Consider the following 24,047-nt stretch of genomic DNA (forward strand, 5'->3'; position numbering starts at 1 on the left):
AAGGAAATTTTAATCTGTTGTTTTGTTGGCCAACTGTCCGCAAGCGGCATCAATATCACCTCCACGGCTTCTTCTTACCATTACAGTAATCCCTGCATTTTCAAGCTGACGGATGTAATTTTCTTCTGCCTGCTTGTTACACTGGTCATATTTTCCGTCCCCGATCGGATTGTATTGAATCAGGTTTACTTTTGAAGGAACCTGTTTGCAGTATTTGATTAAAGCTTTAATGTCTTCATCACCGTCATTGATTCCTTTCCATACGCAGTATTCAAAAGTAATCACAGAACCTGTTTTTTGATACCAATACTGAAGAGCATCCATAATATCCGTCAATGGGAACTTATCAGAGAAAGGCATAATTTCATTGCGCTTGGATTCGATAGCAGAATGAAGGGATAAAGCCAGTTTCACGCGCAGTTCATCATCTGCAAGCATTTTGATCATCTTAGGGATACCGGATGTAGAAACGGTAATTCTTCTTGGAGACATTCCCAATCCTTCCGGCTGGGTAATTTTTTTGATGGCTTCCACTACGTTTTTGTAATTCATCATCGGCTCTCCCATTCCCATAAATACGATATTGGAAAGCGGTCTGTCGAAATACATTCTGCTCTGGCTGTCAATCAGGGCTACCTGATCCACAATTTCAGCAACTTCAAGGTTTCTCATCCTTTTCAGTCTTGCTGTAGCACAGAATTCGCAGTTTAATGAGCATCCTACCTGCGAAGATACACAGGCTGTTGTTCTTGTTTCTGTAGGAATAAGAACAGATTCCACCATCAGCCCGTCATGAAGTTTCACTCCGTTTTTGATGGTTCCGTCAGAGCTTTTTTGAAGAAGGTCTACGGAAACAGGATTAATGGTATATTCTTCCGAAATTCTCTCACGAAGTGATTTTGAAAGATTCGTCATTTCGTCAATCGAATGGAGGTTTTTACTCCATAGCCAGTCATAGACCTGTTTCGCACGAAACGGCTTTTCTCCTAAAGACACAAAGTAGTCTTTAAGCTGGTCTAGTGATAATGTACGGATATCTTTCATTGTAAGGTTGTAGATTTTAGGTGGCAGGTTGCAGATACTATTACCTGCAACCTTTTACCTATTATCTTTTTTATAGAATTAACATTGCATCACCGTAAGAATAGAATTTATACTTTTCTTTTACGGCTTCTTCATAAGCATGCATTACAAAATCTCTTCCGGCAAATGCAGCAATCATCATGATTAAAGTAGACTTCGGTGTGTGGAAGTTCGTAATCATTGAGTTCGCTACTCCGAAATCGTGAGGAGGATAAATGAATTTGTTTGTCCATCCGTTGAAAGCAGAGATTTTTTTGTTTGAAGAAACAGAAGTTTCCAATGCTCTCATGGTAGTAGTACCTACTGCACATACTCTTCTGTGAGATTCTACCGCTTTGTTAATGATGGCAGCATTTTTCTCATCGATAATGATTTCTTCAGACTCCATTTTATGTTTGGAAAGATCTTCTACCTCAATCGGGTTGAATGTTCCCAATCCCACGTGAAGGGTAACTTCAGCAAAATTGATCCCTTTGATCTCCAATCTCTTCATCAAATGCTTAGAGAAGTGAAGACCTGCTGTAGGGGCAGCTACTGCTCCTTCTACTTTTGCATAGATTGTCTGATATCTTTCTGCATCTTCAGGTTCTACAGCTCTTTTGATATATTTTGGAAGTGGAGTTTCTCCCAATTCTTTTAGTTTTGTTCTGAATTCGTCGTAAGATCCGTCGAATAAGAATCTTAATGTTCTTCCTCTTGAAGTTGTGTTATCAATAACCTCAGCTACCAAAGACTCATCTTCAGTGAAGAATAATTTGTTACCAATTCTGATTTTTCTTGCAGGATCTACCAAAACATCCCAAACTCTGGTTTCTTTATCAAGCTCTCTTAATAAGAAAACTTCAATTTTAGCACCTGTTTTTTCTTTATTTCCGTAAAGACGTGCAGGGAAAACTTTTGTATTGTTGAAGATGAACAAATCTTCTTCATCAAAATAATCCACAACGTCCTTGAATAATTTGTGCTCGATAGTCTGTGTTTTTCTATCAAGTACCATTAATCTCGCTTCGTCTCTGTGCTCTGATGGGTGTTCTGCTAATAATTCCGCAGGAAGATCAAAATTAAAATCTGATGTTTTCATTTTTTAAATTACGGTTTAAAAATTATTGAAATTACAAGGTGTAATTTTCGGAGTGCAAATATACGACATTGAACACCCCTTTGTCAAGTATTATTTACAATCAAACATAAAACCGTGATTTTACGGGGAGTTTCAAGATATAAAAAGAGTATTTTTGGAAAAATTAAAATTCAATATGGAACCTGTAAGTAAAATATACTTCATTGATAATCCGTATCCTGACGGTCATACAATTGAAAATTTCAGCTGGAGTGGAAGAATTGATGAATCTGGATTTATCTGGTTTGATTTTCATTTAAAAACTGAAAAATATTATGCCAATGACAATGAAAACAATGAAGAAGAAGACGAAGATCTGTCCGACTGGGACTCCAAAATCGTATGGAGAAACTATCATGCCTGTACACTCTCATCCAACTATTGGGGTGAACAGAGAGGAATCAGAATTAATAATCTTGATGAAAAATTAGATTTCGATGTTGTTGTTCAAAATGATCTTTTCAGTAATGATCTTCCGTCTGAACACCATTCTGATGATGACGATCTTGCTTTCAACATCTACCTGCTGGGGCATGACAGCTGTGCCGGACATCAGATCCGGTTTTCAAAAAAAGAGAATCACCGGTATGATATTATATGGACAGGCAAAATAGCATTGACCTACGCAGGCGATTATGAGTTTTCACATGATTTCAAAGCAGAAATTTTCAATGCGCAATTTGAAGGCTTTCATTATCCTAAAACCTGGTCACTGGAAAAGGCAACTGAGATGTTCAAAGCCAGACTTGCCGGTTTTGAAGCGTATGAATTTGTGGATCTGAATCCTAAAAGTAACAAAAGGGAGTATAAACTCGACAAACTAAAATAATAACACTATACATCAACCGATAAAATTATCATTATGAGCAAATATTCAATAGAAGCATTTATCAACGAAACAAAAGAAAATCCACAACAAAGAGATTATTTTGAGCTGGAAACAAAGCATCTTCTGGAAATCAACCTTAATAATCAGGCGGTATGGACCAAAAGAGGAAGTATGGTAAGTTATGTGGGAAATATCAATTTTGAAAGGCAGGGAATGCTTTCCGGAGGACTTGGAAATCTTTTGAAGAAAGCGATCAGCGGTGAAGGTGCAAGGTTGATGAAAGCAGAAGGAACCGGAAAATTATATGTTGCTGATTCCGGGAAGAAAGTCCGTATTCTCTATCTGAACAATGAATCTGTTTGTGTAAACGGAAATGATATTCTTGCCCATGAACAAAGTGTAAAAAGTGATATTACTATGCTGAAAAGCATCGCTGGAATGATGTCCGGAGGTCTTTTCCAGGCCAAACTTTCAGGAACGGGACATATTGCTATTACGACTCACGGAGATCCTTTAACTTTACTTGTAACTCCTGATACACCTGTATTTACAGATCCGAATGCTACTGTGGCATGGTCCGGAAACCTCAGCCCGGAACTGAAAACCAATGTTTCTTTCAAAAGCCTTATCGGCAGAGGAAGCGGCGAAGAGTTTCAGATGAAATTCTCAGGTCACGGATGGGTACTGATTCAGCCTTATGAAGAGGTATATTATATGGAAAAATAAAAGAGACAAATTTTGAAGAGATTTAGTGTACATACTTTAATGATAATGAACTTTTTGGTGAGATTACAAAAATGACTTATCCTGATTCAAAACAAATTGCATTAAGAAAAGCCTGGATCAATCAATAAATTTTCACGCATATAACAAATATTTTAAAAAAAATATAAATGAGCAAAACCAATAAAAAAGTGAAAATTAATAATCTATATTTTAATAACTACAAAACTGTTCAATTTTAAAATCCAATAAGCCTCAAATTCTTACAAACCACCTTCATCACTTCATTCTCTTATTATCTATCACCTTCACGGGATTTACAAAAGTTTTAATATATTTAAAAAAAAAAAAAATAGATGGACAATAGTAACTCCCGCAGAAACTTTCTTAAGACTGCCGCTTTAGCAAGCTTTGGGGCATTGGTTTTACCCAATTCTTTATTTGCTTATTCCAATGATTTTAAAACAGATAAAAAAGTCCGTGTAGGTTTTATCGGCGTCGGTCTTCGTGGTCAGGAACATGTGAAATTACTGGCAAAACGTAATGATGTAGAGATTGTTGCATTTGCAGATCCGGAAAAAAGAATGCTTGCCGCGTCTCAAAAAATCTTAAAAGACAACAATAAACCGGCAGCTCAGGAGTTTTCCAACGGAGAATACGATTATAGAAATCTGTTGAAATTAAAAACAATAGATGCTGTTGTGATCGCTACTCCATGGGAATGGCATCTTACCCAGGGTGTGGAAGCTATGCGTGCTAAAAAAATTGTAGGCATGGAAGTTTCCGGGGCGATAAAGCTTCAGGACTGCTGGGAATTTGTAAAGGTATATGAGGAGACGAAAGTTCCTATCTTTATGATGGAAAACGTATGCTATCGAAGAGATATTATGGCCATCCTGAATATGGTCCGTAAAGGAATGTTCGGAGAACTGGTACATGGAAGAGGCGGTTATCAGCATGATCTGAGAGGTGTTCTTTTCAATGACGGAGTTACTCCATACAATTCCGGTGCTGAGTTTGGAGAAAAAGGCTTCAGTGAGGCAAAATGGAGAACTGAACATTATGTAAAGCGTAACGGCGAGCTTTATCCTACTCATGGATTAGGTCCAGTTGCAATGATGATGGATATCAACAGAGGGAACCGTTTAACAAGGCTTTCTTCATTCTCTTCAAAATCTGTAGGGCTTCATAAATATATTGTTGAGCATCCCAAAGGGGGAGAAAACCATCCTAATGCCAAAGTAAAATTCAACCAGGGAGATATTGTAACCACTCAGATTGCCTGTGCCAATGGAGAAACCATTCTTCTTACTCATGATACAAGCTTACAAAGACCTTATGATCTTGGTTTCAGAGTTCAGGGAACCGAAGGGTTGTGGCAGGATTTCGGATGGGGAGATTTCAACCAGGGACATATTTATTTTGAAAAGACCATGAACCATACCCACCGTTGGGACAATACTGAAAAATGGATGAAAGAACACGATCATCCGATGTGGAAAAAGTTTGAAGCTACTGCTGCAGGTGCCGGACATGGCGGAATGGATTTCTTTGTGATGAATACTTTTATTGAATGTATCAAACGGAATATAGAGTTCCCGATGGATGTGTATGATCTTGCATTGTGGTATTCAATTACACCATTAAGCGAAGAGTCTATTGCCAAAGGCGGTCAGGTAGTTGATATTCCTGATTTCACCAATGGAAAATGGAAAACCCGTAAACCTGTATTTGGAATGACCGATGAGTTCTAAGAAAACATTACTTATACTGGCAGGCGGATTAGGAAGCAGATACAAGGGGCTTAAACAGGTAGACGGAATACTCGATAACGGTTCGCCAATTCTTGAGTATTCCATCTTTGATGCACTGGAAGCCGGTTTCCAAAAAGTCGTTATTATTGTCAACAAACTGATTCCTGAAAGTTATATTGAAAGGCTCAACGGCATTTCAAAAGCTAAAAATTTTGAATTGATCTGGGTATATCAGGAGATAGACAGCATTCCTATTTCACTGGAAGGTTTTGATTATCCCGATCGTAATAAGCCATGGGGAACCGCTCATGCCGTACTGTGCGCCAAATATTCAATACAGGAACCTTTTGTGATGATCAACGCGGATGATTTCTACGGAAAAGAAGTGTATCAGCTTGCTGCACATGAAATTAACCATCATCATATATCAGATACACAATTAGGAATGATTGCTTATCCTGTAGGTACAACATTGAGTGGAAATGGTACTGTAGCCAGAGGAATATGTACGCTGGATGCTGAAAACTACCTGATCAAAGTAGTGGAACAAACATCCATTCAAAGAATAAATAACTCAATTGTTTACATTGAGAACGGAGAAAGTATACAACTGGATCCTGACACCCTGGTATCCATGAATTTTTTTATTTTCCACCCACACATTTTCTGTTATCTGGACACCTATTTTTATGATTTCATAGAATCTGATCCACTGCCTGATCAGGAATTTTATATTCCTTCTGCAGTACAAAGAATGATGGATGAAAACAGAGTAAAGGTAAAGGTAAAAGTATCTCCTTGCCCATGGATGGGAGTTACGTATGCTGATGATAAAAAGGAAGTTAAAGATTTTCTGATTTCAGAGATTAAAAACAACAGATACCCGGAAAATTTATGGAGCTAAATGATATTGTTGCTGAATTTATCGGTACGGATAGTTATGACCTTACTCCTATTACTGACGGGTTGATCAATACCACCTATCTTCTGGAGGATAAAGGCCAGGGGAAAAAGTTTATTCTGCAGAAAATCAACAATCATGTTTTTAAAAAGCCGGAAGTGGTCGTTAATAACCATTTAATGATTAATGAAGTTCTCAGGTCAAATCATTATCAATTTGAAATTATAGAACCTGTTCCTTCTCTTACCGGTAAAATTCTGGTAAAAGATAAAAATGGTCAGCCATGGCGTATGCTCAGTTTTGTAGAAAACAGTATAACATTCCTTACTGCTCCCACTTTGCAGACGGCTTTTGATGCTGCTAAAACCTTCAGTTATTTTCTCAATACGGTAAATACTGAAAAACTGCCTGCCATTGAAGATTCTCTTCCCAATTTCCTGAATTTTGAGAAGAGGATTATAGATTATAAAAATGCACTCAAAGATGCGGCTCCTCAGTTAAAAGAAAATGCTAAAGCTGAAATTGAAATCACCAACCAGCTTTTATCCTTGCCGGACCGATGGATTGAAATGGAGAAAAACAATCAGATCCCAAAAAGAATTATTCATGCAGATGTAAAGATCAGTAATATTCTCTTTGATCAGAATCATCAACCTTTAGCGGTGATTGATCTGGATACCATGATGATTTCCACTATCCTGTATGATTTTGGAACCATGATTCAGTCTTACACCAATACCACCCAGGAAGATGATGGAAGCGCCATAGACAATTTCAACCCTGAAATGTATAAAGTCGTAAAAGAAGGATTTTTATTTCATTTAAAAGAAAAACTGACACCGCTGGAAGCTGAGAATCTCGATTATGCAGCACAGGTCGCCATTTATATTCAGGAACTTCGTTTCTTAACCGATTATCTGAATGGGAGCACCTATTATTCTATCGCGCATCCTGAACACAATCTGGACAGAACTAAAAACCAATTGGAACTTGTGAAAGGATTGAGAGAATACTTGGGAGCTGGTGGAGGATCGGAGAGTTTGAGGATTTAAGGGCTGGTTTATAAAGTATATAGATTCCTACTGAATGACAAAGTATATGGAAATAAAGCTTCCCCGTTGTCCATTCCGCAGGAATCTATACGTTTACAATTTAAGTACTCTGATTCATAAACCCTCAAACTCTCAAACCAAAAATTCCAATATTCTCTTCCACTCTTCCAGCTTCTTTTCAAAGGAAACCGTATGAAGCGGGCTGGTAGAAGGCAATAAAAAAACGGGCAGCTTATAATCTTTCCCGAGCAGTTTCTGTAAGTTCTTGTATGATTTTCCGCCGTTGCAGAAAATGGCTTTGATATTTGGGTGTTTTTCTAACAATGCTGCGATCTGATTGGCTTCTTCATTCCTGATTTCAGAATCCAGACTTCCTTTTCTCTCGCAGGAATCGATAACATCCCAAAGGGCAATATGATGTTTCTTTATCGTTTCAATTCTTTGTTTGTAATCATCAGTAAATTCTTCGTTCAGCAATTCAAAAATGATTTTCCAGAATTTGTTTTGAGGATGGGCATAATACTGCTGTTTTTCCAGTGATTTCACTCCGGGAATTGATCCTAAAATCAGAATTTCAGACTGAGCGTTAATAATGGGTGGAAATGAAGAAATACGGCTTTGCATATTCAAATATAAAGATTTAATTTATTTTAACTTTTAATTAGGCTGGAAGCCGGGAGCTTGAAGAAGGAAGCTATTGAAGGTTATGAAAAACTGGTTATCTGTATTTTCATCTTTTTAATAGTGATATCATTAATTTATGAAAACCTCTATAAATGTTAAGATTAACAGCAACTTCCAGCTTCCAATAGCCTGAATTTAATTTGCTAAACCCAACGTAGTTTATTTAGGTTTTGGCTAAAGCCATTGGATTTTTTAATTATAAAAAAACGGGCTAAAGCCCGTTTCTATTGATATCTTATATTGTTTATCTTATAAAGTTTCCTTCAGCCAGTCGAAGAATTCTCTCTGCCATACCAATCCGTTTTGAGGATGAAGTACCCAGTGGTTTTCGTTCGGGAAGTACACCAGTTTAGATTTTAATCCTCTTAATTTTGCAGCCTGGAAAGCTTCCTGACCTTGCTCGTAAGGAACACGGAAATCAATTCCTCCCTGAACAATCATGATGGGTTTGTTCCATTTTTCTACGAAGTTGCTTGGATTAAATTCTGTGTATGCTTTTGGAAGTGGTTTTTCCCATGGAGAACCAAGATCCCAGTTGGCAAACCATAGTTCTTCGGTAGTCAGATACCATGATTTCATATCAAATAAACCATCGTGAGCGATGAAAGTTTTGAATCTGTTCTCATGGATTCCAGCTAACATAAATACGCTGTATCCTCCATAACTAGCTCCTACAGCTGCTACTCTGTCACCATCCACGTAAGGTAAAGTTTTCGCAAAGTCTGTGGCTGCCAGATAATCTCTCATTGGCTGCCCGCCCCAGTCTTTTGAAATGTCTTCATTCCATTTTGTTCCCCAGCCTGGCATCCCTCGTCTGTTTGGAGCCACTACGATATAATCGTTGGCTGTCATAAGAGCAAAGTTCCATCTTACACTGAAATATTGAGTAAGCGCAGACTGTGGCCCTCCCTGGCAGTATACCAGCGTTGGGTATTTTTTGTTCGGATCAAAATTCGGTGGATAATGGAACCAAACTCCCATTTCCTTACCGTCTGAAGTTTTCACCATTTTAAGTTCAGATTTCCCCTGAGCCAGCTTAGCATACGTTTCCTTGTTCGCTTCAGTTACCTGCTTCATTTCTCCGTTTTTAACGTTTACAGAGAATAATTCTGTAGCATGGTTTACGTCTGTTCTTCCTACTAAAAGTGAAGTTTTATTGTCTGTAAAGATTTCGTTTACGTCAAAATCTCCTTTGGTGATCTGCTGTACTTTTGCTGATTTTGAATCCAGCGAGAAAAGCTGTTTTGTACCTCTGAATGCTGCTGTGAAGTAGATCGTTTTTGAATCTGCTCCCCAAAGAACGTCTCCTGAAACACTTTCATCCCAGCCTGAGGTAAGGTTAGTGGTCTTCCCTGACTTCCAATCCAGGATTTTCACATCATTTTTATCTGCTTCATATCCATCTCTGGCCATACTCTGCCAGATCAGAGATTTTCCGTCCGGGCTGAATTTTGGGTTTACATCATATCCTTTGTTGGATTCCGTAAGGTTTTTGGTAGTACCAGATGCCAGATCGTAAGCAAAGATATCGGTATTGGTACTTGTAACATATTCTTTACCACTTTTAGGTTTGGTAACATATAAAAGCTGGGCAGAATCCGGGCTCCAGATAAAATCTTCAGCTCCACCGAAAGGTCTTTGCGGAGAATCCCAGGTTTTTCCTTCCAGAAGATCTTTAGCTCCTTCTACCTTATCAGAAGTATTCACTACAAATACATGGTTATATTTTCCTTCATTGAAATAATCCCAGTGTCTGTGGTTCAGGTCTGTGTATACCTGTGCCGTCGTTTTAGGAGTATCGCTGAATTTATCTTTCCCCATTACTTTCTCCACCAATACCTGCTTACTGAAAGCAATTTTCTTTCCGTCAGGAGAAATTACGATATTATCTGCTTCACCAATGGTATAAAATTCTGTCCAGGTTTTTCCGGCATCTTTAGAAAGATAGATTTTATCTCCTTCCTGAGCATAGATTCCGTTTTTATCCCACTGAATAAGGGCTTTTTTCCCGAAATCAATTTTGGAAGACTGATGATTAAGAACATTCAGAAAATAGTTTTCATTTTTCGTCTTCTCTGTTTTCAGGTCTACCTGCCCTACTTTATAGATAAGGGAGCCCTGATCCGGTGAAACTGCCTGTACTCCAACTTTTTTCAAAGTCCAAAGAATTTCAGGCGTCATTACTTGTTGTGCATTCATTAAAAGCGGAGCTGCCAAAGCCAGCAGACTGTACTTAAGTTTCATATGTTGATATTCATTTTTAACGGATGTACAAAATCAGCTGATTTCCTACATCCTTTTATTAAATTCAAAGATTGCCAAAGTTAATATTTAAAATAAAAATGGACGAAAGAATTAACATTAAAATTCTTTTTTCATAGATAAGCTCTTTTCGGGGAAAACACCTACTTTTTAAATATGGGGATTTTCTCTGTTACTCTGCCTGTCTCAAATAGTGAAATTTACAATATCAGACGTCCGATATCATCAATAACAACCTAATTAAAATTTTACATTATGAGTACACCAGACACAGGCGATTTTAAAGCAACGCGTGTAGACGCAGGCGCACCCAATCTTTGGCACGTCCATGAAGGCCATTTCAAGTATGGATCTATAAAGGAAACGAGAGTCAATTTTGCAGGAAGGACTCTTGAACAGATCATGGCAAATATTGCAGAAAACGAACCGATTAATGCCCCTTACATGAAGAAAGACAACCAGAAACTGACTTATGAAGACTGTATTAAGTGGATTAAAAAGAACTGTTAAAAAAAAGAATAGGCTGTCCGTTTGGGCAGCCTATTGTATAAGATCATTATTGGTATTCTATTCTCCATCTGAGAACATAGAGTTCGCTAGAGAAGTTACGATTGATAATAAGATACTGAAGATAAATGCCCACCAGAACCCATCTACGACCATACTGTCGATGAAATAGTCTGCAATCAGGACAATTGCGGCATTAATTACCAGGGCAAAGAATCCTAAGGTAAGAATGGTCAACGGAAGGCCAAACAGACTTAAAATTGGCTTTACAAATATGTTAAGAACCCCAAGCACAATCGCAAAGATGATGGCTGAAGAAAATCCCTCAAACTGCACTCCCGGTAAAATTTTAGTTAAAAGATAAGCAACAATTGCTGTAATAAAAAGTCGGATAATTAAGTTCATTGTGATATTTTTTAATGTTTATGGGTTTGTTGAGCAAAAGCTATTCCATTCCGGGAAAAAAAATGCTTTAAAACCCTTTATTGAAGGAATATTTTGTCTTTTATTTTATTTTCATCATGGTGACTAATGAAGTGGCTACATGACTTTCAGATTCAGAACCTTCGGTCTGGACATAGATTTCCGTTCTCACCACAACAATTTTCCCTCCCCCTTTGATAACATAGGATTTTGAAATCAAAGCATCACCCATTGCCGGACGAAGGTAGTTCACTTTCAGCTCAACGGTCACTACATAACAGTCTTCCGGATAGTGGCTCACAGCGGCATATCCTGAAGAAACATCCACCAGAGAGGCGATCATTGCGCCATTGAACATTCCTGCTTTTCGGGTCATCATTTCCATCTTAGGGATCTTCATGGATATAAAATCAGTTTCTACTTCCAGCAGTTCTGCTTTATAGAATTTCAAGGTTTCCGAGCGGCTGAAGCTATCTGTAATGAGTTTCTTTTTTTCTGGTGTCATGAATTTTATTTTAAACAAAGGTAAGTGCTACAGGCTTTTTTATCTCAATGATCTTTCAATTTTTCATTAAAAAGCCGCTTCATAAATATGAAACGGCTTCTTTTCAAGGATTTTAACCCTTCTTACACAACAAACGATAACTTTTCAGATGAACCTGACGCTTTCAGATGATGATCTTCTTTGATCATATCGGCTGCTTTTTCACCAATCATAATGGTAGGCGCATTGGTATTTCCGGAAACCACATCCGGCATAATGGATGCATCTGCTACCCTTAATCCTTTTATTCCATATACTTTCAGTCTCGGATCTACTACAGAATGGCTGTCGATTCCCATTTTACAGGTTCCGGTCATATGATGATAGGTGGAACATGATTTTTTGATATAATCTATCACTTCCTCTTTTGTTTTTCCTTCTCCGGGATAGATTTCACCGTCATTCCATTCTTTCATGGCTTCTGTTTTTCCCATTTCGCGGCATATTTCAACGCATTGATAAAGGGCTTCCAGATCGGATTCTTCAGAAAGATACATCGGGTTAATTTCCGGAGAAGCGGAAGGATCGGAAGACGTCAGTTTAATATACCCTTTACTGGCAGGTCTGATAAATCCGGCGCAGAATGTAAATGCGTTTTGCGGCCCGGTAAACCCGGGGCTGTAGTAAGGAAGTCCCATAAACAGAGGCTGAAGATCCGGGAAAGCCATTTCTTCTTTGCTCTTCCAGAATAACTGGGCTTCCAGCAGATTGGCTTCCGGAGCAGGAATTTCTTTTTTAGCTTTAAAAATAACACTTGTCAAAAGGTGATCCTGAAGGTTTTTTCCAACTCCTTTCAAATCTTTTACTACTGGAATTCCTACTGACTCCAGTTCATGTTGATCACCAATTCCGGAAAGCATCAGAAGTTTGGCAGATTCTATAGTTCCGCAAGATACAATCACTTCTTTTTCTGCCACCACTTCTAATAATTCACCGTCTTTCAAATACTGAACTCCCATGCACTCGTTTTCTTCAAAAATCAGTTTCTGAGCCAGTGCATTGGTATGAATATGCAGATTGGGCCTCGATTTCACAGGATCTAAGAATGCTTTCGCTGCAGAACATCTTTTACCGTCTTTTCCTACACTGAGGTGGTTAAGACCTGCACCCCAGATTTCTTTGTTAAAATCATCCGTCAAAGGATAACCAAGTTCCTTACATGCTTCAACAGCACTAACTGAAATGGCATTCGGGCGCTTGATACGGCTTACAAAAAGCGGTCCTTCCCCTCCATGAATGTCATCTTCACCTTCTTCATGGGTTTCTGATTTTTTAAAGTAAGGTAAAACACTTTTCCAATCCCAGCCCACACATCCTTTATAAGCCCAACTATCATAATCCTGCTGATGACCTCTGATGTAGATCATTCCATTGATGGAACTTGAACCACCTAATGTTTTACCGCGAGGCCAGTATCTTGTATTTCCTCCTGCATATTCCTGCGCAACGGTATGATAAGCCCAGTCTCTTTCGGTATTCCAGATAGCGGGCCAGCCGGCCTGTTCTTCCACTTCAGTAACTTTATCATCAGGACCTGCCTCCAGCAGAAGAACATTTATATTTTCATTTTCACTTAATCTGTTAGCGATTACAGCGCCTGCCGAACCGGATCCGACAATTATAAAATCGTATTTCATGAGTTCTAACTTTATTTTTTAATGCTGATAACTTTAGGAACTGTAACTGCTTTTAATCCTTCAATTCCGAACTCTACTCCATAACCGGATTGTTTTGCCCCTCCGAAGGGAACAAACGGGTGAATAGCACCGTGCTGATTGATCCATACGGTTCCTGCTTCCAGTTGTGCAGCTACTTTCTGAGCTTCGTCAAGATCATCACTCCAAACGGAAGCTCCCAGTCCGTTTTCTGAATCATTGGCTTTATTGATCGCTTCTTCCAACGTTTTATACTTAATAATTGGAAGCACAGGACCAAACTGTTCTTCGTCTACAATTCTGTCTCCGTTATCTACATTTCCGATAAGTGTTACAGGAATAAAATATCCTTCCAGATCGGGCTTCTTTCCTTTGAAAATAAAGTCCGCCCCGATGTTTTCGGAATCATGAATCAGATCCTGAATCTTATCGTACTGCATTTTATTCTGGATAGGTCCCAGAACACTGGTTTCATCCGCTCCGTTCCCCATCGGAATATTGGAAGAATAGTCTGCCAATGCTTTAACAACTTTTTCGTAATCGTTTTCATGAACGTATAACCTCTTTAAACAGGCGCAGGTTTGCCCCATATTCAGAAACGCTCCCCAGAAAATTCCATCAATATACTTAGAAACATCAAGTCCGGGTAAAATAATTCCTGCATCATTTCCTCCACATTCAAGGGTTAATCTGGCCATATTTTTAGCAGAAGCTTCAATGACTTTCTTCCCCGTCGCGATAGAGCCTGTGAACATAATTTTCCCAATTTCCGGATGTGAGGTAAGGTAACTTCCCACTTCACCTCTACCGGTAACTACTTGCAAAATATCCTCAGGAAGGACACTGTTGATCACTTTTATTATTTCCAGACTGCAGAAAGTGGTATATTCCGAAGGTTTGATGATGACAGCATTTCCCATTCTCAATGAAGGAATAATCTGCCAGATAGCAATCATCAGAGGCCAGTTCCAGGGAGCAATGGCTGCTACTACTCCAATCGGGTTTCTGTATACAACATCTTTTCGGGTGTCGTCTTCGAAAACAATTTCTTCGGGTAAATCCAGTGATGCTGGAACCTGTGTCCAGCCTACACAAGCCTGCATTTCGAAATTAGCTCCAGGACCATTCAACGGTTTTCCCTGCTCGCGGGTGATCCATTCTGCAAGGTGTTTTGAATTTTGCTGCAACGCTTCCGCTACTTTTAATAAAATCTGTTTTCTTTCTGCATCCGGCCTTGCTGCCCATAGTTTCCGGGCTTTTTTTGCTTTCTCAATTTTAGCATCAATCTCCTCTCTGGAAGTATTGGTAACTTCACCTATAACCTCTAAGGTAGAAGGATTTACGGATAAAAACTGAGTATCTGGGGTATGGGTTTGTTTGGCTGCTGATGTATTTTCCATTGTTTTAAATTATTTTGTATTTTACGTAATCCGAAAATGGCAATAACATGGCATAAATCATTTACTTATTCTCTATATTTTTTAACCTAAACTCTAACTATCATGGAAAAGATCGAAGAAAGAACTGTTTTCAGCATTCCTTTCGGTGAATTGAATGTATTTGAAACGAATGTAATTTGTCATGATTTTCCTTTCTTTTTTGAAGAGCCTGTTATCACGCTTATGCTGAGTGGCAATAAGATTATTCGCAGTGATGATGAGACTTTTGAGTTCAAGGAGAGAAGTGTATTTATTCCGCCATGTAACAAAGAGCTGAGTATCGATATTCATCCCATTTTTAAAGAACCTACGAAATGTCTGGTATTGAATATTGAGCAGGAATATATTGACAGTGTATTCTCCGAAGTGATTGAAAACTGGCATCCGGACTGGGACAGAACAGGAATTATGATGAAAGAAAACACTGTGAAAAAGTTCATCAGCTCGGATGAGTCTTTATGGAGAAGCCTTACCAATCTTTATAACAGAAGAATTGACGGAAATCTTCATAATACCTCGGATTTTCTTTTAAGCTTAAGTCTGAAAGAACTGATTTATGAGCTGATGAAAACCAATGCAAAGCATATCCTCCTCCATTCCGGAAAGGCAGAAAATATACAGAACGGACTTCAGGAAGTGGTTCATTTCATCAAAAACAATTACAGAGAACCAATTACCATCAGGAGACTTGCTGCGCTTGCAGGAATGAGCGAAGCCAATCTGTTTAAAAAGTTTAAGCATTCCTACAGCTGTACTCCGGTAGAATATATTATTCAACTGAGAATAGAACATGCCAAGCAATTGCTGATCAGCAATCCTGAAATCGGGATTAAAAATATATGTTTTGAATCAGGTTTTAATACATTGGAGTATTTTTACAGAAAATTTACCCAGATCACCGGAAAGTCTCCGAAGAAGTTTAAGGTAGATTGATAAGGGCCAGAAGATGGAAGAAAGGAAGATAGAGGTTAATATTGGACTTTTCGTTTCTGGCAGTTATCATTATTTAATAAAGTAATCATCTTATGTACTGTAAAAAAGTGTTTATTGTTGTAAGTCTTCTCTTATGCTGTATCTTTTATGCGCAAACCCTGCATTTATATGGCGGTACAGATCAAAAAGAATATCTGGGATGCTTAAACTGTGATAATTTTGATAAAAATTCGATATGGAATAAGTTTGGTGATTACGGAAATGTTTTCAGCTCAAAATCTATCTGGAATACGTATGGAAACTATGGTAGTACATATGGCCCCTATTCACCATGGAATGCTTATGCTTCTTATCCTCCGTCGATTGTTGATCAGGATGGAAATTTCTTCGGGTTTCTTACTTTGAATCCTTATCAGTCTGACAGGTCTGAACTGGAGCTGGCTGTGATTTTATGTAAGCATCATGAGGAGATTAAAAGTGATGTTGGCGCCTGGTACGAGAAGTTGTTCCGGTAAATCACCAGTCAAAAAAAGTGTAAAGTGGCATTCCTATTGAATGCCAAATACAAAGTTTAGTCTTATTCATCACAATGTCATGCCACAGGAATCTCTGCATATTTTGGCTGAAAAACGCAAAGTCGCAGATTGTTACCAAACTATATGTTCTTAAGGCGCAAAGATTTTATCTCCGATAAAGTCAATTATTGCTTTACATTTACAATGAAAATTTATTTAACTTTTCCTGATTGTTGAATTCAAAAACTCACGTACTCCATTATGCTGAATGATTACAAAAAACACGAATTGTTTGGGAAAACCCTGATACAGAAAATTGATATATCAGGGTCCTTCAGGTATGATTTTCCGGTTTCGGAGCAAGCCTGCTTTCTGTATGTGCTTAAAGGTGATTTTCAGTACAAAACAGAGGAACAGGAGTTTGATGTTTCTGCAAATTATTCTCTTTTTCTGAACTGTATCAGCTCCGGAAAACATATTCAGAACTCAGTGTCAGAAGATCATTGTGAGATTGTGATCGTTACGTTCTATCCTGACATCCTGAAAAAAATCTATGACAGAGAATTGCCTTTATTACTGCAAAAACCTTCCGATATCGTTTCGAATAAATCCAATGAGAAAATAAACAATGACTTTCTGATTCAGAAGTATGTAGAAGGGCTGCTTTTTTATTTTGAAAACCCTTCCCTCGTTAATGAAGATATATTGGTTCTAAAACTCAAGGAAATCATTTTGCTGTTGGCTCAGTCACAGAATGCTAAGGCCGTTCAGCTGATCCTGTCACAGCTTTTCTCTCCCACCACTTATTCTTTTAAGCAAATCATTGAAGCGAATTTATTTTCACAGCTAACAATCGAACAGCTTGCTGAGCAAAGCAATTTAAGTGTATCATCTTTCAAAAGAGAATTTGCAAAACTTTACAACGATACCCCTGCCAATTATATAAGAAACAAAAAACTGGAAAAAGCCGCCGAATTACTTTTAATATCCGATGAACGCATTACCGATATCGCGTTCGAATGCGGATTCAATGATCTGGCCACTTTTACCAAAAACTTCAGCGATAAATTTCATATAACGCCCTCCAATTACCGCCAGGAACGGAAAGGATGATAATCGTACCTTTTTAAAGATTATAAATGCATTTCCTGTTTTGATAAGGAGTTCTTTTTTGAACCAAAATCCCAAATTCTTGAACTAAATCACAAAATCATTTCTGTATTTCTATCGCAAATTTGTACTGTCAGTTACAGGGAACAGTAATATACCTGCAGCTTATAAGTATCAATTTAAAATACAATCAATATGAATCTATCAGGTTTAGGAATTTTTCACACTATTATTGGCGTAACAGCTCTTGTTGGCGCAGTGATAGGATTTATCAGATATGGTAAAATCAATCTGACTCAGCCGTCAGGAAAAGTCTATTTTTATGCGACGGCCGTCACTTCACTTACAGCATTAGGTATCTCCAAAAACGGAGGTTTTAATGCAGGACATGTGTTCTCATTATTTATCCTTGTTTTGATCACTGTGGCCTATTTTCTTTTTGCCAATAAAAAAGAAAGTAAGAAAGCCCGGTATTTTGAGAATTTCCTGTTGTCACTCAGCTTTTTCCTGTCGCTTGTCCCAACTGTTAATGAAACATTTACACGGGTTCCGATTGGACATCCTTTGGCCAAAGACATCAAAGATCCGATCATCGGGCAGACTCTTCTTATTATTCTTCTGCTTTTTATTGTTGGATCTGTTTTTCAGTTTATCAAACAGAAAAGGGAGAATGTTGGCATTTAATGATGACAGGTTATTCAAGAAACTGTAAAACCAGCCTGGCAAAAATTCTTTGAATTTTTGCCAGGCTCGGGAAGATGGGAATTTTTACGTATTCAGTTAGGGTATTGGTACACAGATTGGATAGAAAAAGGGTAAGGTTGGATTCTTTCAGAACGACAAATACAACGCTTAGTTTATCCGTACACCTAGTCATGCCCTAGGAATCCCGATATAAAATAACCGATACGCTTAATCAGGTATTGAAAAATCACGGGTTCGAATCCCGTATTCTCCACCTGATAATTCCAGTTAGTTTATTGTTTCCAAATGGTAGTTGATAATTTAGATTAAGTATACTATTGATTAGCTCAATTGTACCTGGAAATCATCACTTAAAGTCAAAACACCTTCTGTGATTGCTTCCGGATGCGTGGAAAAGCCTTTTAATTTTGAGGTTTTTCCTTTTAATACCAAATCTAAAAGTTGTTTATCGGATAGTTTCTTGCCGAAGATTTCGAACGTAATTTTAAAACCACAATTTTTGAAATCGGAGCAGCCTACAGCGGTTTTTCCTTTGATCAGATTGTGTTCTTTACATTTCGGGCATTCCGTTTCTTCCCAGGACTGCAATTCTTTTTTCTGAGCAGGTTCTCTTTTTTTCTTCTCTTTCACTTCTTCCTTTTCTTCTTCCTGGAGGGTAATTACTTTCCCTTTTCCATACACCACTTTTTCAGTGAGTTCTGTCACCATCTGAATCAGTTCTTCTTTGAAAAGATTGGCTTCATACTCTCCTTTTTCAATTTTACGAAGTTTGGATTCCCATTCTCCGGTCAGTTCCGGGCTTTTTAACAGTTCGTCTTCGATGGTATCGATCAGCTGGATTCCGGTTTGGGTAGCGATCAGATTTTTTCTTTTCTTCTCGATGTATTTTCTTTTGAAAAGGGTTTCTATGATATTGGCACGCGTGGATGGTCTTCCGATCCCGTTGTTTTTCAGCATTTCACGCAATTCTTCATCTTCTACCTGTTTTCCGGCAGTTTCCATCGCTCTCAGCAGTGTTGCTTCGGTGTAAGGTTTTGGAGGCGTCGTTTTTCCCTGGTGAATCATCGGATCGTGGGGTCCGGTTTCTCCTACAGTAAATTCAGGGATGGTTTGTTCTTCCTCTTTTTCTTTTTCCTTATCGGTGGTTTCCTCTTTCGGTTCTTTGGCGTAAACGGCTCTCCATCCTGCTTCAAGAACCTGTCTTCCACTGGTTTTGAAAGGAATGGTTCCTACTTTTCCTTCTACCAAAGTATTGGAAATTTTACATTCCGGATAGAATACTGCTATAAAACGTTTTGCAATCAGATCATAAATCAGTTTTTCTTCCCTGCTCAGATTCTGAGAAGGTGGAATTTCCGTAGGAATGATGGCGTGGTGATCCGTTACTTTTGTATCGTCAAAAACTGCCTTTGATTTTGGAATCGGAGCTTCCAGCAACGGGGCAATCAGATCCTGATAAGGATACATTTTCTGAAGAATTCCTGCAATTTTCGGATATAAACTGTCTGATAAGTAGGTGGTATCAACACGCGGATAAGTTACGTGCTTCTTTTCATACAGACTTTGCACATAATTCAACGTATTTTCCGCCGAATAACCGTATTTTTTATTGGCTTCTACCTGAAGTCCGGTCAAATCGAAAAGTCGTGGATTTTTTTCTTTTCCTTCTTTAATTTCGAAAGAAACGATCTCAAATGGATTGACTTTAAGGTATTCCAATCCTTTTTCTGCGCGTTCCAACGTCTTTAAACGGTCTATGGCTGCGCTGAAAAGGACATCACGGTATTTGGTTTTCAGTTCCCAATATTCTTCTGTGGTAAAAGCATCGATTTCTTTCTGACGCTGCACAAGCATCGCCAATGTAGGAGTCTGTACTCTTCCAATGGAAAGAACCGCTTTATTTCCTCCGAATTTCTTCGTAAAAAGCCTCGTAGCATTGATTCCCAATAACCAATCTCCTATGGCTCTGGCATTTCCGGCCAGATACAGATTTTTATAATCTTCTGCAGGTTTTAAGCTTGCAAATCCTTCTTTAATAGCATCTTCCGTTAGTGAAGAAATCCATAAACGCTGAACCGGTTTGTTGCACTTTGCTTTCTGCAATACCCAACGCTGAATGAGTTCTCCCTCCTGCCCGGCATCCCCACAGTTAATGACCTCATCACATTCTTCAACTAATTTTTCAATGACTTTAAACTGATTTTCCACGCCTTTATTCGGAATCAGCTTGATTCCAAAGCTGCTGGGAATAATCGGCAGTGAAAAAAGGTTCCAGGATTTGAACTGCGGACCGTAGTCGTGAGGTTCTTTTAAAGTACAAAGGTGTCCGAACGTCCATGTTACGCAATAGCCGTTTCCTTCCATATAGCCTTGTTTAGGCGTGGTAGCGCCCAATACTTTGGCGATATCTCTGGCAACACTGGGTTTCTCGGCAATACATAATTTCATGAACTCGGGTTTATTGAAGGAGTGCAAAAATCGGGATTTTTTTTGACTTTTCAAATTTAGTTAAATGTTGAGGACTTAGCGTTGAGAAAGAGTAAATTACGTTTTGTTCTATAAAAGGAGTAAAGTTTTACAATATATTTTCACGCAAAGGTTATTGGATTCTATTATTTATTTGAGGGAGCAAAGAAATGCGACTAAAGTCGCTGATGAAGCAGAAGGATAAATCCATAAGCAAAGATAGAATCAATTTCATTGATTCCAACTTTGCTTCCTTAGAATTTTAAAAAAGGGATATTACACTTTGCGTTTAACAAATTGCTTTTTAGATATGTAATCATAATCATTTTTATACAAAAAGCCCCCTTATAAAAAGAGGGCCGGATCAACAATGTAATGAAACTAGTTCATTATTTCTTTTTTACTTCTGAAATGGCATCAGAAATTCCTCCGCCGGCTGTTTCAAAGAAGGCAGGACCAGCCAGAAGGTATACTTTTTCTAATTTTTTGGTGGTGGATAATTTGTGTTCTTTAAGGTAATTTTCAGAACGGTTGGCATGTACGATTCCTCTTACTACATTCCCGGCTACCAAAGCGGTTGGTGAATCTATTCCCGCATCCTTCAGGTCGCTGGCAAATGCAAAATTCGTAACGCCTAGTCTCATAGCTTCACGGGCTGCTACTTCGCCTACGGAAGTCATTAAATCGGGTGTGAATTTATTACGATCACCTAAACCGATCAATAATAACTTCTTTGCAGACATCGATCCTGCAGGAGGTGTAATTAAAATCGTTTCCAAGGAATGTCCCTGAAACTGTCCTGTTTTTCTAAGGTTGGTCAGTTCTCCTTTTAAGGCCTCATCCAGATGAACCAATCCGTTCAATTTAGCAGGCAATGCCTGAGCGTTGAAGATGTCTCCTTCTGTATATTCGAAAACACAGGCTACCTGAAGCTGGGCGTCAGCAGACGATGGGCCCTGTACCAATCCTATCATGGAGATTCCGTCTACGGTTCCCCAGGTTTTGGAAGTTCCGATGGCTGTTGTTTTTGCAGGAGCTGTGGTTGTAGTTTGTGCAAAGTTTAAGGTAGATAATGCTAAAGCTGCAATTACCAGTGATTGTTTTAGTGTATTTTTCATGTGATTTATTTTTTGTTGTTTGTTGTGGGTTCGGGATGCGAGTTGCGGGTTATTTTTGTTGCGGGTTTTAATTTTTGTTTGTTGGAATAACGCAAGGGCGCTAAGTTTTTTAAGGTTTATGTTGTTAAGGTGCGAGTCGATTCGCTCCTGCTAATTTTATTTCTTTTCAAAGGTAGTTTCTGTGATGGAGAGGTGCATTGATGTGGGATAATTGTTCGATTTATTTTCAAATTATCTTATTTTCAAATCCCCGTGTTTTTTTAAAATTTAAATACAATTCTGGAATTGATGAAGAGTCCGTCTTTGTGGTTGTCGATTACATCGTTAATGAAAGCTCCGGTATTGAAATACTGTATTCCTGTATTAAAGGTTAAAAATGGATTGATCTTATAATTGAAACTTCCTAAAAATGCGGTTCCGATGTATCTCTTTTTTGAGTTGGAAGACGCCAGGTTTAGTGTTCCGCTGGGTCTGTAAATCCCGTCCTGGATAGAATATCTCCAGTTGAAAACTACGTCTGCCTGCACCGTTATTTTTTTACCTAAATCAATAGTTGCATAGGGATGAATATCAATTAAATTCACCGGACCAATCTGAGGATTAAATCCAAAATAACCTCCTTTCGGATACAATGGATTGAATGTTCCCAATGTTCCATCTCCTTTATTACTGTCTCCTGAAATATAATCGTTTCTAAGGTTGATGGTCGGTTTTCCTTTTACATTTTCAAACATATATCCGATGTCTGCAGAAGCCGTCCATGCGCTGATATTTCCTTTATTAAAATTACCAAACTGGTAGGCTGCTTCAAAATTGTAAATAAAACCTCCTCCATATTTCCAGAATCTTCCGCCAAAAGTATGTCTGTTCTCATCGGAAAGCCCGTCTTCAAAACGTACATCTTTTCTGTGAATGCCTAAATAATAGAGCTCCAGATTTCCGCTTCTGGGAATAATCCATATGTTGTAACTTCCCCAAAGATTGATTGATTTTGAAGACTTGTTATCAAAAGCTCCCGGATTGATTTCACTGGCGGCCATCATAAAGGCATCAGATCTGAAGTTCCCTCTTTTGTACATGAACTTGAATCCATCAAAATAGAGTCTTAAATTCGGACCTTCTCTTACTGAAATTAATCTTCCGCTTCCATAATCAAGTTCCTGTCTTCCGGCACGCATTGTAAGCTTTTCTTTCTCATTTTTCAGAACATCAATATCAATAAAAAGGTTCTGAATATTCAAATGGTCTTCGTCAATAGGTCTCGGCCCATTTTTTCTTCCATTTTCCCATGCACTTCTCACCTGCCCGAAAATTCTTACCCGTGAGCCCAGATGCAGATCTGCATGTACATTGTATCTTTGAATAAGAAAAGGATTGCTCCCAATATCCATTCTTCCCCAATCTTCATTATTAAAATCTACAAATTCCAGTCTTGCTTCTCCCCCCAATGAAAGATAATGGTTGCTTTTTTCTGCAATAGGTATGTATTTGATGGAGTTGTAAAAAGTTTTTGCAGAGTCTTTATAGGAAGCATAATCTTCATCAAACCTCATCAGCTTGAACTGAGCAGAAATTTGAACGGGAATAAAAATCTGCAGCAACAGTACTATTGCAATCAGTTTTTTCATGATGATTTCTTTGTTAAATAATGATCCACTGAATATCTTCCCGCTCCCATAAACAGTAAAAACAGGTAACACAAACTGTACATAAAAGGAGTATCTTTTACCAGTAGTGCATCATTCCAATGGAGAATAAAGTATCCTGTAAGCGTCACCGCTAAGATCGGCAACACAGCAATTCTTGTGAAAAAACCAAAGATCACAAATACCGGAAATACCAGATTGGCTGCATCAGCGAAAAGGCTATTGAATGCTTCCGGAAGGTGCAGCGGGTTCGGAACCTGTTCTGCTTCTGAAACACCTACTCCTATTTTTTTTAATCCGTGGGCTACGATTAATTCTATGGAAAGTAAAACTCTGAAAACTAAAAGAGCTGTATCTGTTAATTTTCTTCCCGGATTGGTATTGGTGATGATATGGATTAACTTTTTCATGATTGGAATAAATTTTTAAAATGATTTTTGTTTTTTTTAACCGCAGATTACACGGATTGACACGGATGATTGGGGGTATTTAATACTGTTGATAGCTTTGAGTGTAAAACCACCCCGTCAAAAATTCTTTGAATTTTTGACACCCCTCCAAAGGAGGGGAATTTTTAC

General features: G+C 38.3%; 23 protein-coding genes. 10 read left to right on the top strand and 13 right to left on the bottom strand.

From position 1 onward, the window contains the following. Positions 1-9: 9 nt before the first annotated feature. Together rlmN and queA are read right to left on the bottom strand one after the other, a co-directional pair. Positions 10-1,044, bottom strand: a complete 1,035-nt coding sequence (rlmN, locus tag FFS26_RS07315) for a 23S rRNA (adenine(2503)-C(2))-methyltransferase RlmN (protein ID WP_110010436.1) — start codon at positions 1,042-1,044, stop codon at positions 10-12. 70 nt (positions 1,045-1,114) lie between these two features. After that, positions 1,115-2,164 (bottom strand): tRNA preQ1(34) S-adenosylmethionine ribosyltransferase-isomerase QueA, encoded by a 1,050-nt coding sequence (queA, locus tag FFS26_RS07320; protein WP_034696367.1) that lies wholly within the window; start codon positions 2,162-2,164, stop codon positions 1,115-1,117. Between the two features lie 154 nt (positions 2,165-2,318). On the opposite strand from queA, the gene FFS26_RS07325 reads away from it, so the two are divergent. The 5 genes from FFS26_RS07325 (at position 2,319) to FFS26_RS07345 (ending at position 7,462) form a co-directional block, all read left to right on the top strand. Continuing rightward, positions 2,319-3,032, top strand: a complete 714-nt coding sequence (locus FFS26_RS07325) for a hypothetical protein (protein WP_228449405.1) — start codon at positions 2,319-2,321, stop codon at positions 3,030-3,032. Positions 3,033-3,065: 33 nt separating this feature from the next. Then, positions 3,066-3,758: an AIM24 family protein gene (locus FFS26_RS07330; protein ID WP_047433734.1), complete on the top strand. Its 693-nt coding sequence runs from the start codon at positions 3,066-3,068 to the stop codon at positions 3,756-3,758. Between the two features lie 353 nt (positions 3,759-4,111). Next, positions 4,112-5,509: a Gfo/Idh/MocA family protein gene (locus FFS26_RS07335; RefSeq protein WP_110010434.1), complete on the top strand. Its 1,398-nt coding sequence runs from the start codon at positions 4,112-4,114 to the stop codon at positions 5,507-5,509. After that, the gene (locus FFS26_RS07340) at positions 5,499-6,413 is read left to right on the top strand and encodes an NDP-sugar synthase (RefSeq protein WP_110010433.1); all 915 of its coding nucleotides are present in this window, start codon (positions 5,499-5,501) and stop codon (positions 6,411-6,413) included. The genes FFS26_RS07335 and FFS26_RS07340 overlap by 11 nt, the downstream gene beginning before the upstream one ends. Beyond that, positions 6,404-7,462, top strand: a complete 1,059-nt coding sequence (locus tag FFS26_RS07345) for a phosphotransferase enzyme family protein (RefSeq protein WP_137904699.1) — start codon at positions 6,404-6,406, stop codon at positions 7,460-7,462. The genes FFS26_RS07340 and FFS26_RS07345 overlap by 10 nt, the downstream gene beginning before the upstream one ends. A 132-nt stretch (positions 7,463-7,594) precedes the next feature. Here the strand turns inward: FFS26_RS07345 and FFS26_RS07350 are convergent, their stop codons facing one another. After that, complete coding sequence (locus tag FFS26_RS07350; RefSeq protein WP_137904700.1) at positions 7,595-8,086, bottom strand: DNA-deoxyinosine glycosylase; 492 nt, start codon at positions 8,084-8,086, stop codon at positions 7,595-7,597. 309 nt (positions 8,087-8,395) lie between these two features. Beyond that, on the bottom strand, positions 8,396-10,390 hold the full coding sequence (locus tag FFS26_RS07355) for a S9 family peptidase (RefSeq protein ID WP_137904701.1): 1,995 nt from the start codon (positions 10,388-10,390) through the stop codon (positions 8,396-8,398). A 273-nt stretch (positions 10,391-10,663) separates the two neighbouring features. Between FFS26_RS07355 and FFS26_RS07360 the strand changes: the two genes are divergently transcribed. Further along, the gene (locus FFS26_RS07360; protein WP_062672070.1) at positions 10,664-10,918 is read left to right on the top strand and encodes a hypothetical protein; all 255 of its coding nucleotides are present in this window, start codon (positions 10,664-10,666) and stop codon (positions 10,916-10,918) included. Positions 10,919-10,975: 57 nt separating this feature from the next. On the opposite strand, the gene FFS26_RS07365 is transcribed toward FFS26_RS07360, so the two are convergent. From FFS26_RS07365 to FFS26_RS07380, 4 genes are all read right to left on the bottom strand, one after another. Beyond that, positions 10,976-11,320 carry a phage holin family protein gene (locus FFS26_RS07365; protein ID WP_062672072.1) on the bottom strand — a complete coding sequence of 115 codons (345 nt, stop codon included), beginning with the start codon at positions 11,318-11,320 and terminating at the stop codon, positions 10,976-10,978. 100 nt (positions 11,321-11,420) lie between these two features. Beyond that, positions 11,421-11,843, bottom strand: coding sequence for a PaaI family thioesterase (locus tag FFS26_RS07370; RefSeq protein ID WP_137904702.1), 423 nt, complete (start codon positions 11,841-11,843; stop codon positions 11,421-11,423). A gap of 122 nt (positions 11,844-11,965) precedes the next feature. Then, positions 11,966-13,519 carry a GMC family oxidoreductase gene (locus tag FFS26_RS07375; RefSeq protein WP_110010622.1) on the bottom strand — a complete coding sequence of 518 codons (1,554 nt, stop codon included), beginning with the start codon at positions 13,517-13,519 and terminating at the stop codon, positions 11,966-11,968. Positions 13,520-13,530: 11 nt separating this feature from the next. Then, positions 13,531-14,937 (bottom strand): aldehyde dehydrogenase family protein, encoded by a 1,407-nt coding sequence (locus tag FFS26_RS07380; RefSeq protein WP_137904703.1) that lies wholly within the window; start codon positions 14,935-14,937, stop codon positions 13,531-13,533. Between the two features lie 102 nt (positions 14,938-15,039). Between FFS26_RS07380 and FFS26_RS07385 the strand changes: the two genes are divergently transcribed. From FFS26_RS07385 to FFS26_RS07400, 4 genes are all read left to right on the top strand, one after another. Beyond that, positions 15,040-15,909 carry a helix-turn-helix domain-containing protein gene (locus tag FFS26_RS07385; protein WP_137904704.1) on the top strand — a complete coding sequence of 290 codons (870 nt, stop codon included), beginning with the start codon at positions 15,040-15,042 and terminating at the stop codon, positions 15,907-15,909. Between the two features lie 92 nt (positions 15,910-16,001). Beyond that, positions 16,002-16,424 (top strand): hypothetical protein, encoded by a 423-nt coding sequence (locus FFS26_RS07390; protein ID WP_110010619.1) that lies wholly within the window; start codon positions 16,002-16,004, stop codon positions 16,422-16,424. Positions 16,425-16,685: 261 nt separating this feature from the next. Next, entirely contained in the window at positions 16,686-17,537 is an 852-nt protein-coding gene (locus tag FFS26_RS07395; protein WP_110010618.1) for a helix-turn-helix domain-containing protein, read from the top strand. Between the two features lie 192 nt (positions 17,538-17,729). Continuing rightward, positions 17,730-18,218, top strand: a complete 489-nt coding sequence (locus tag FFS26_RS07400; RefSeq protein ID WP_110010617.1) for a hypothetical protein — start codon at positions 17,730-17,732, stop codon at positions 18,216-18,218. A 10-nt stretch (positions 18,219-18,228) separates the two neighbouring features. On the opposite strand, the gene FFS26_RS07405 is transcribed toward FFS26_RS07400, so the two are convergent. The 5 genes from FFS26_RS07405 to FFS26_RS07425 form a co-directional block, all read right to left on the bottom strand. Continuing rightward, positions 18,229-18,411 (bottom strand): hypothetical protein, encoded by a 183-nt coding sequence (locus FFS26_RS07405; protein WP_110010616.1) that lies wholly within the window; start codon positions 18,409-18,411, stop codon positions 18,229-18,231. 149 nt (positions 18,412-18,560) lie between these two features. Beyond that, positions 18,561-20,687, bottom strand: coding sequence for a type IA DNA topoisomerase (locus FFS26_RS07410; protein ID WP_137904705.1), 2,127 nt, complete (start codon positions 20,685-20,687; stop codon positions 18,561-18,563). 407 nt (positions 20,688-21,094) lie between these two features. Further along, a complete protein-coding gene (locus FFS26_RS07415; protein ID WP_137904706.1) occupies positions 21,095-21,823 on the bottom strand; it encodes a M17 family peptidase N-terminal domain-containing protein in 729 nt (242 codons plus the stop codon). Between the two features lie 260 nt (positions 21,824-22,083). Continuing rightward, a complete protein-coding gene (locus FFS26_RS07420) occupies positions 22,084-23,451 on the bottom strand; it encodes an alginate export family protein (RefSeq protein WP_137904707.1) in 1,368 nt (455 codons plus the stop codon). Further along, the gene (locus FFS26_RS07425) at positions 23,448-23,879 is read right to left on the bottom strand and encodes a DoxX family protein (RefSeq protein ID WP_110010612.1); all 432 of its coding nucleotides are present in this window, start codon (positions 23,877-23,879) and stop codon (positions 23,448-23,450) included. The genes FFS26_RS07420 and FFS26_RS07425 overlap by 4 nt, the downstream gene beginning before the upstream one ends. Between the last annotated feature and the right edge of the window lie 168 nt (positions 23,880-24,047).

Source organism: Chryseobacterium sp. 2VB (assembly GCF_005503635.1).
Lineage (GTDB): Bacteria > Bacteroidota > Bacteroidia > Flavobacteriales > Weeksellaceae > Chryseobacterium > Chryseobacterium cupriresistens.

Bases quoted from the DNA above. Each gene is read 5' to 3' on its own strand.
- FFS26_RS07410 (WP_137904705.1), bottom strand. From the start codon at position 20,687: ATGAAATTATGTATTGCCGAGAAACCCAGTGTTGCCAGAGATATCGCC.
- FFS26_RS07330 (WP_047433734.1), top strand. From the start codon at position 3,066: ATGAGCAAATATTCAATAGAAGCATTTATCAACGAAACAAAAGAAAAT.
- FFS26_RS07375 (WP_110010622.1), bottom strand. From the start codon at position 13,519: ATGAAATACGATTTTATAATTGTCGGATCCGGTTCGGCAGGCGCTGTA.
- FFS26_RS07340 (WP_110010433.1), top strand. From the start codon at position 5,499: ATGAGTTCTAAGAAAACATTACTTATACTGGCAGGCGGATTAGGAAGC.
- FFS26_RS07345 (WP_137904699.1), top strand. From the start codon at position 6,404: ATGGAGCTAAATGATATTGTTGCTGAATTTATCGGTACGGATAGTTAT.
- FFS26_RS07400 (WP_110010617.1), top strand. From the start codon at position 17,730: ATGAATCTATCAGGTTTAGGAATTTTTCACACTATTATTGGCGTAACA.
- FFS26_RS07355 (WP_137904701.1), bottom strand. From the start codon at position 10,390: ATGAAACTTAAGTACAGTCTGCTGGCTTTGGCAGCTCCGCTTTTAATG.
- FFS26_RS07335 (WP_110010434.1), top strand. From the start codon at position 4,112: ATGGACAATAGTAACTCCCGCAGAAACTTTCTTAAGACTGCCGCTTTA.
- FFS26_RS07370 (WP_137904702.1), bottom strand. From the start codon at position 11,843: ATGACACCAGAAAAAAAGAAACTCATTACAGATAGCTTCAGCCGCTCG.
- rlmN (WP_110010436.1), bottom strand. From the start codon at position 1,044: ATGAAAGATATCCGTACATTATCACTAGACCAGCTTAAAGACTACTTT.
- FFS26_RS07360 (WP_062672070.1), top strand. From the start codon at position 10,664: ATGAGTACACCAGACACAGGCGATTTTAAAGCAACGCGTGTAGACGCA.
- FFS26_RS07365 (WP_062672072.1), bottom strand. From the start codon at position 11,320: ATGAACTTAATTATCCGACTTTTTATTACAGCAATTGTTGCTTATCTT.
- FFS26_RS07385 (WP_137904704.1), top strand. From the start codon at position 15,040: ATGGAAAAGATCGAAGAAAGAACTGTTTTCAGCATTCCTTTCGGTGAA.
- FFS26_RS07415 (WP_137904706.1), bottom strand. From the start codon at position 21,823: ATGAAAAATACACTAAAACAATCACTGGTAATTGCAGCTTTAGCATTA.
- FFS26_RS07380 (WP_137904703.1), bottom strand. From the start codon at position 14,937: ATGGAAAATACATCAGCAGCCAAACAAACCCATACCCCAGATACTCAG.
- FFS26_RS07420 (WP_137904707.1), bottom strand. From the start codon at position 23,451: ATGAAAAAACTGATTGCAATAGTACTGTTGCTGCAGATTTTTATTCCC.
- FFS26_RS07350 (WP_137904700.1), bottom strand. From the start codon at position 8,086: ATGCAAAGCCGTATTTCTTCATTTCCACCCATTATTAACGCTCAGTCT.
- FFS26_RS07395 (WP_110010618.1), top strand. From the start codon at position 16,686: ATGCTGAATGATTACAAAAAACACGAATTGTTTGGGAAAACCCTGATA.
- FFS26_RS07425 (WP_110010612.1), bottom strand. From the start codon at position 23,879: ATGAAAAAGTTAATCCATATCATCACCAATACCAATCCGGGAAGAAAA.
- FFS26_RS07390 (WP_110010619.1), top strand. From the start codon at position 16,002: ATGTACTGTAAAAAAGTGTTTATTGTTGTAAGTCTTCTCTTATGCTGT.
- queA (WP_034696367.1), bottom strand. From the start codon at position 2,164: ATGAAAACATCAGATTTTAATTTTGATCTTCCTGCGGAATTATTAGCA.
- FFS26_RS07405 (WP_110010616.1), bottom strand. From the start codon at position 18,411: ATGACTAGGTGTACGGATAAACTAAGCGTTGTATTTGTCGTTCTGAAA.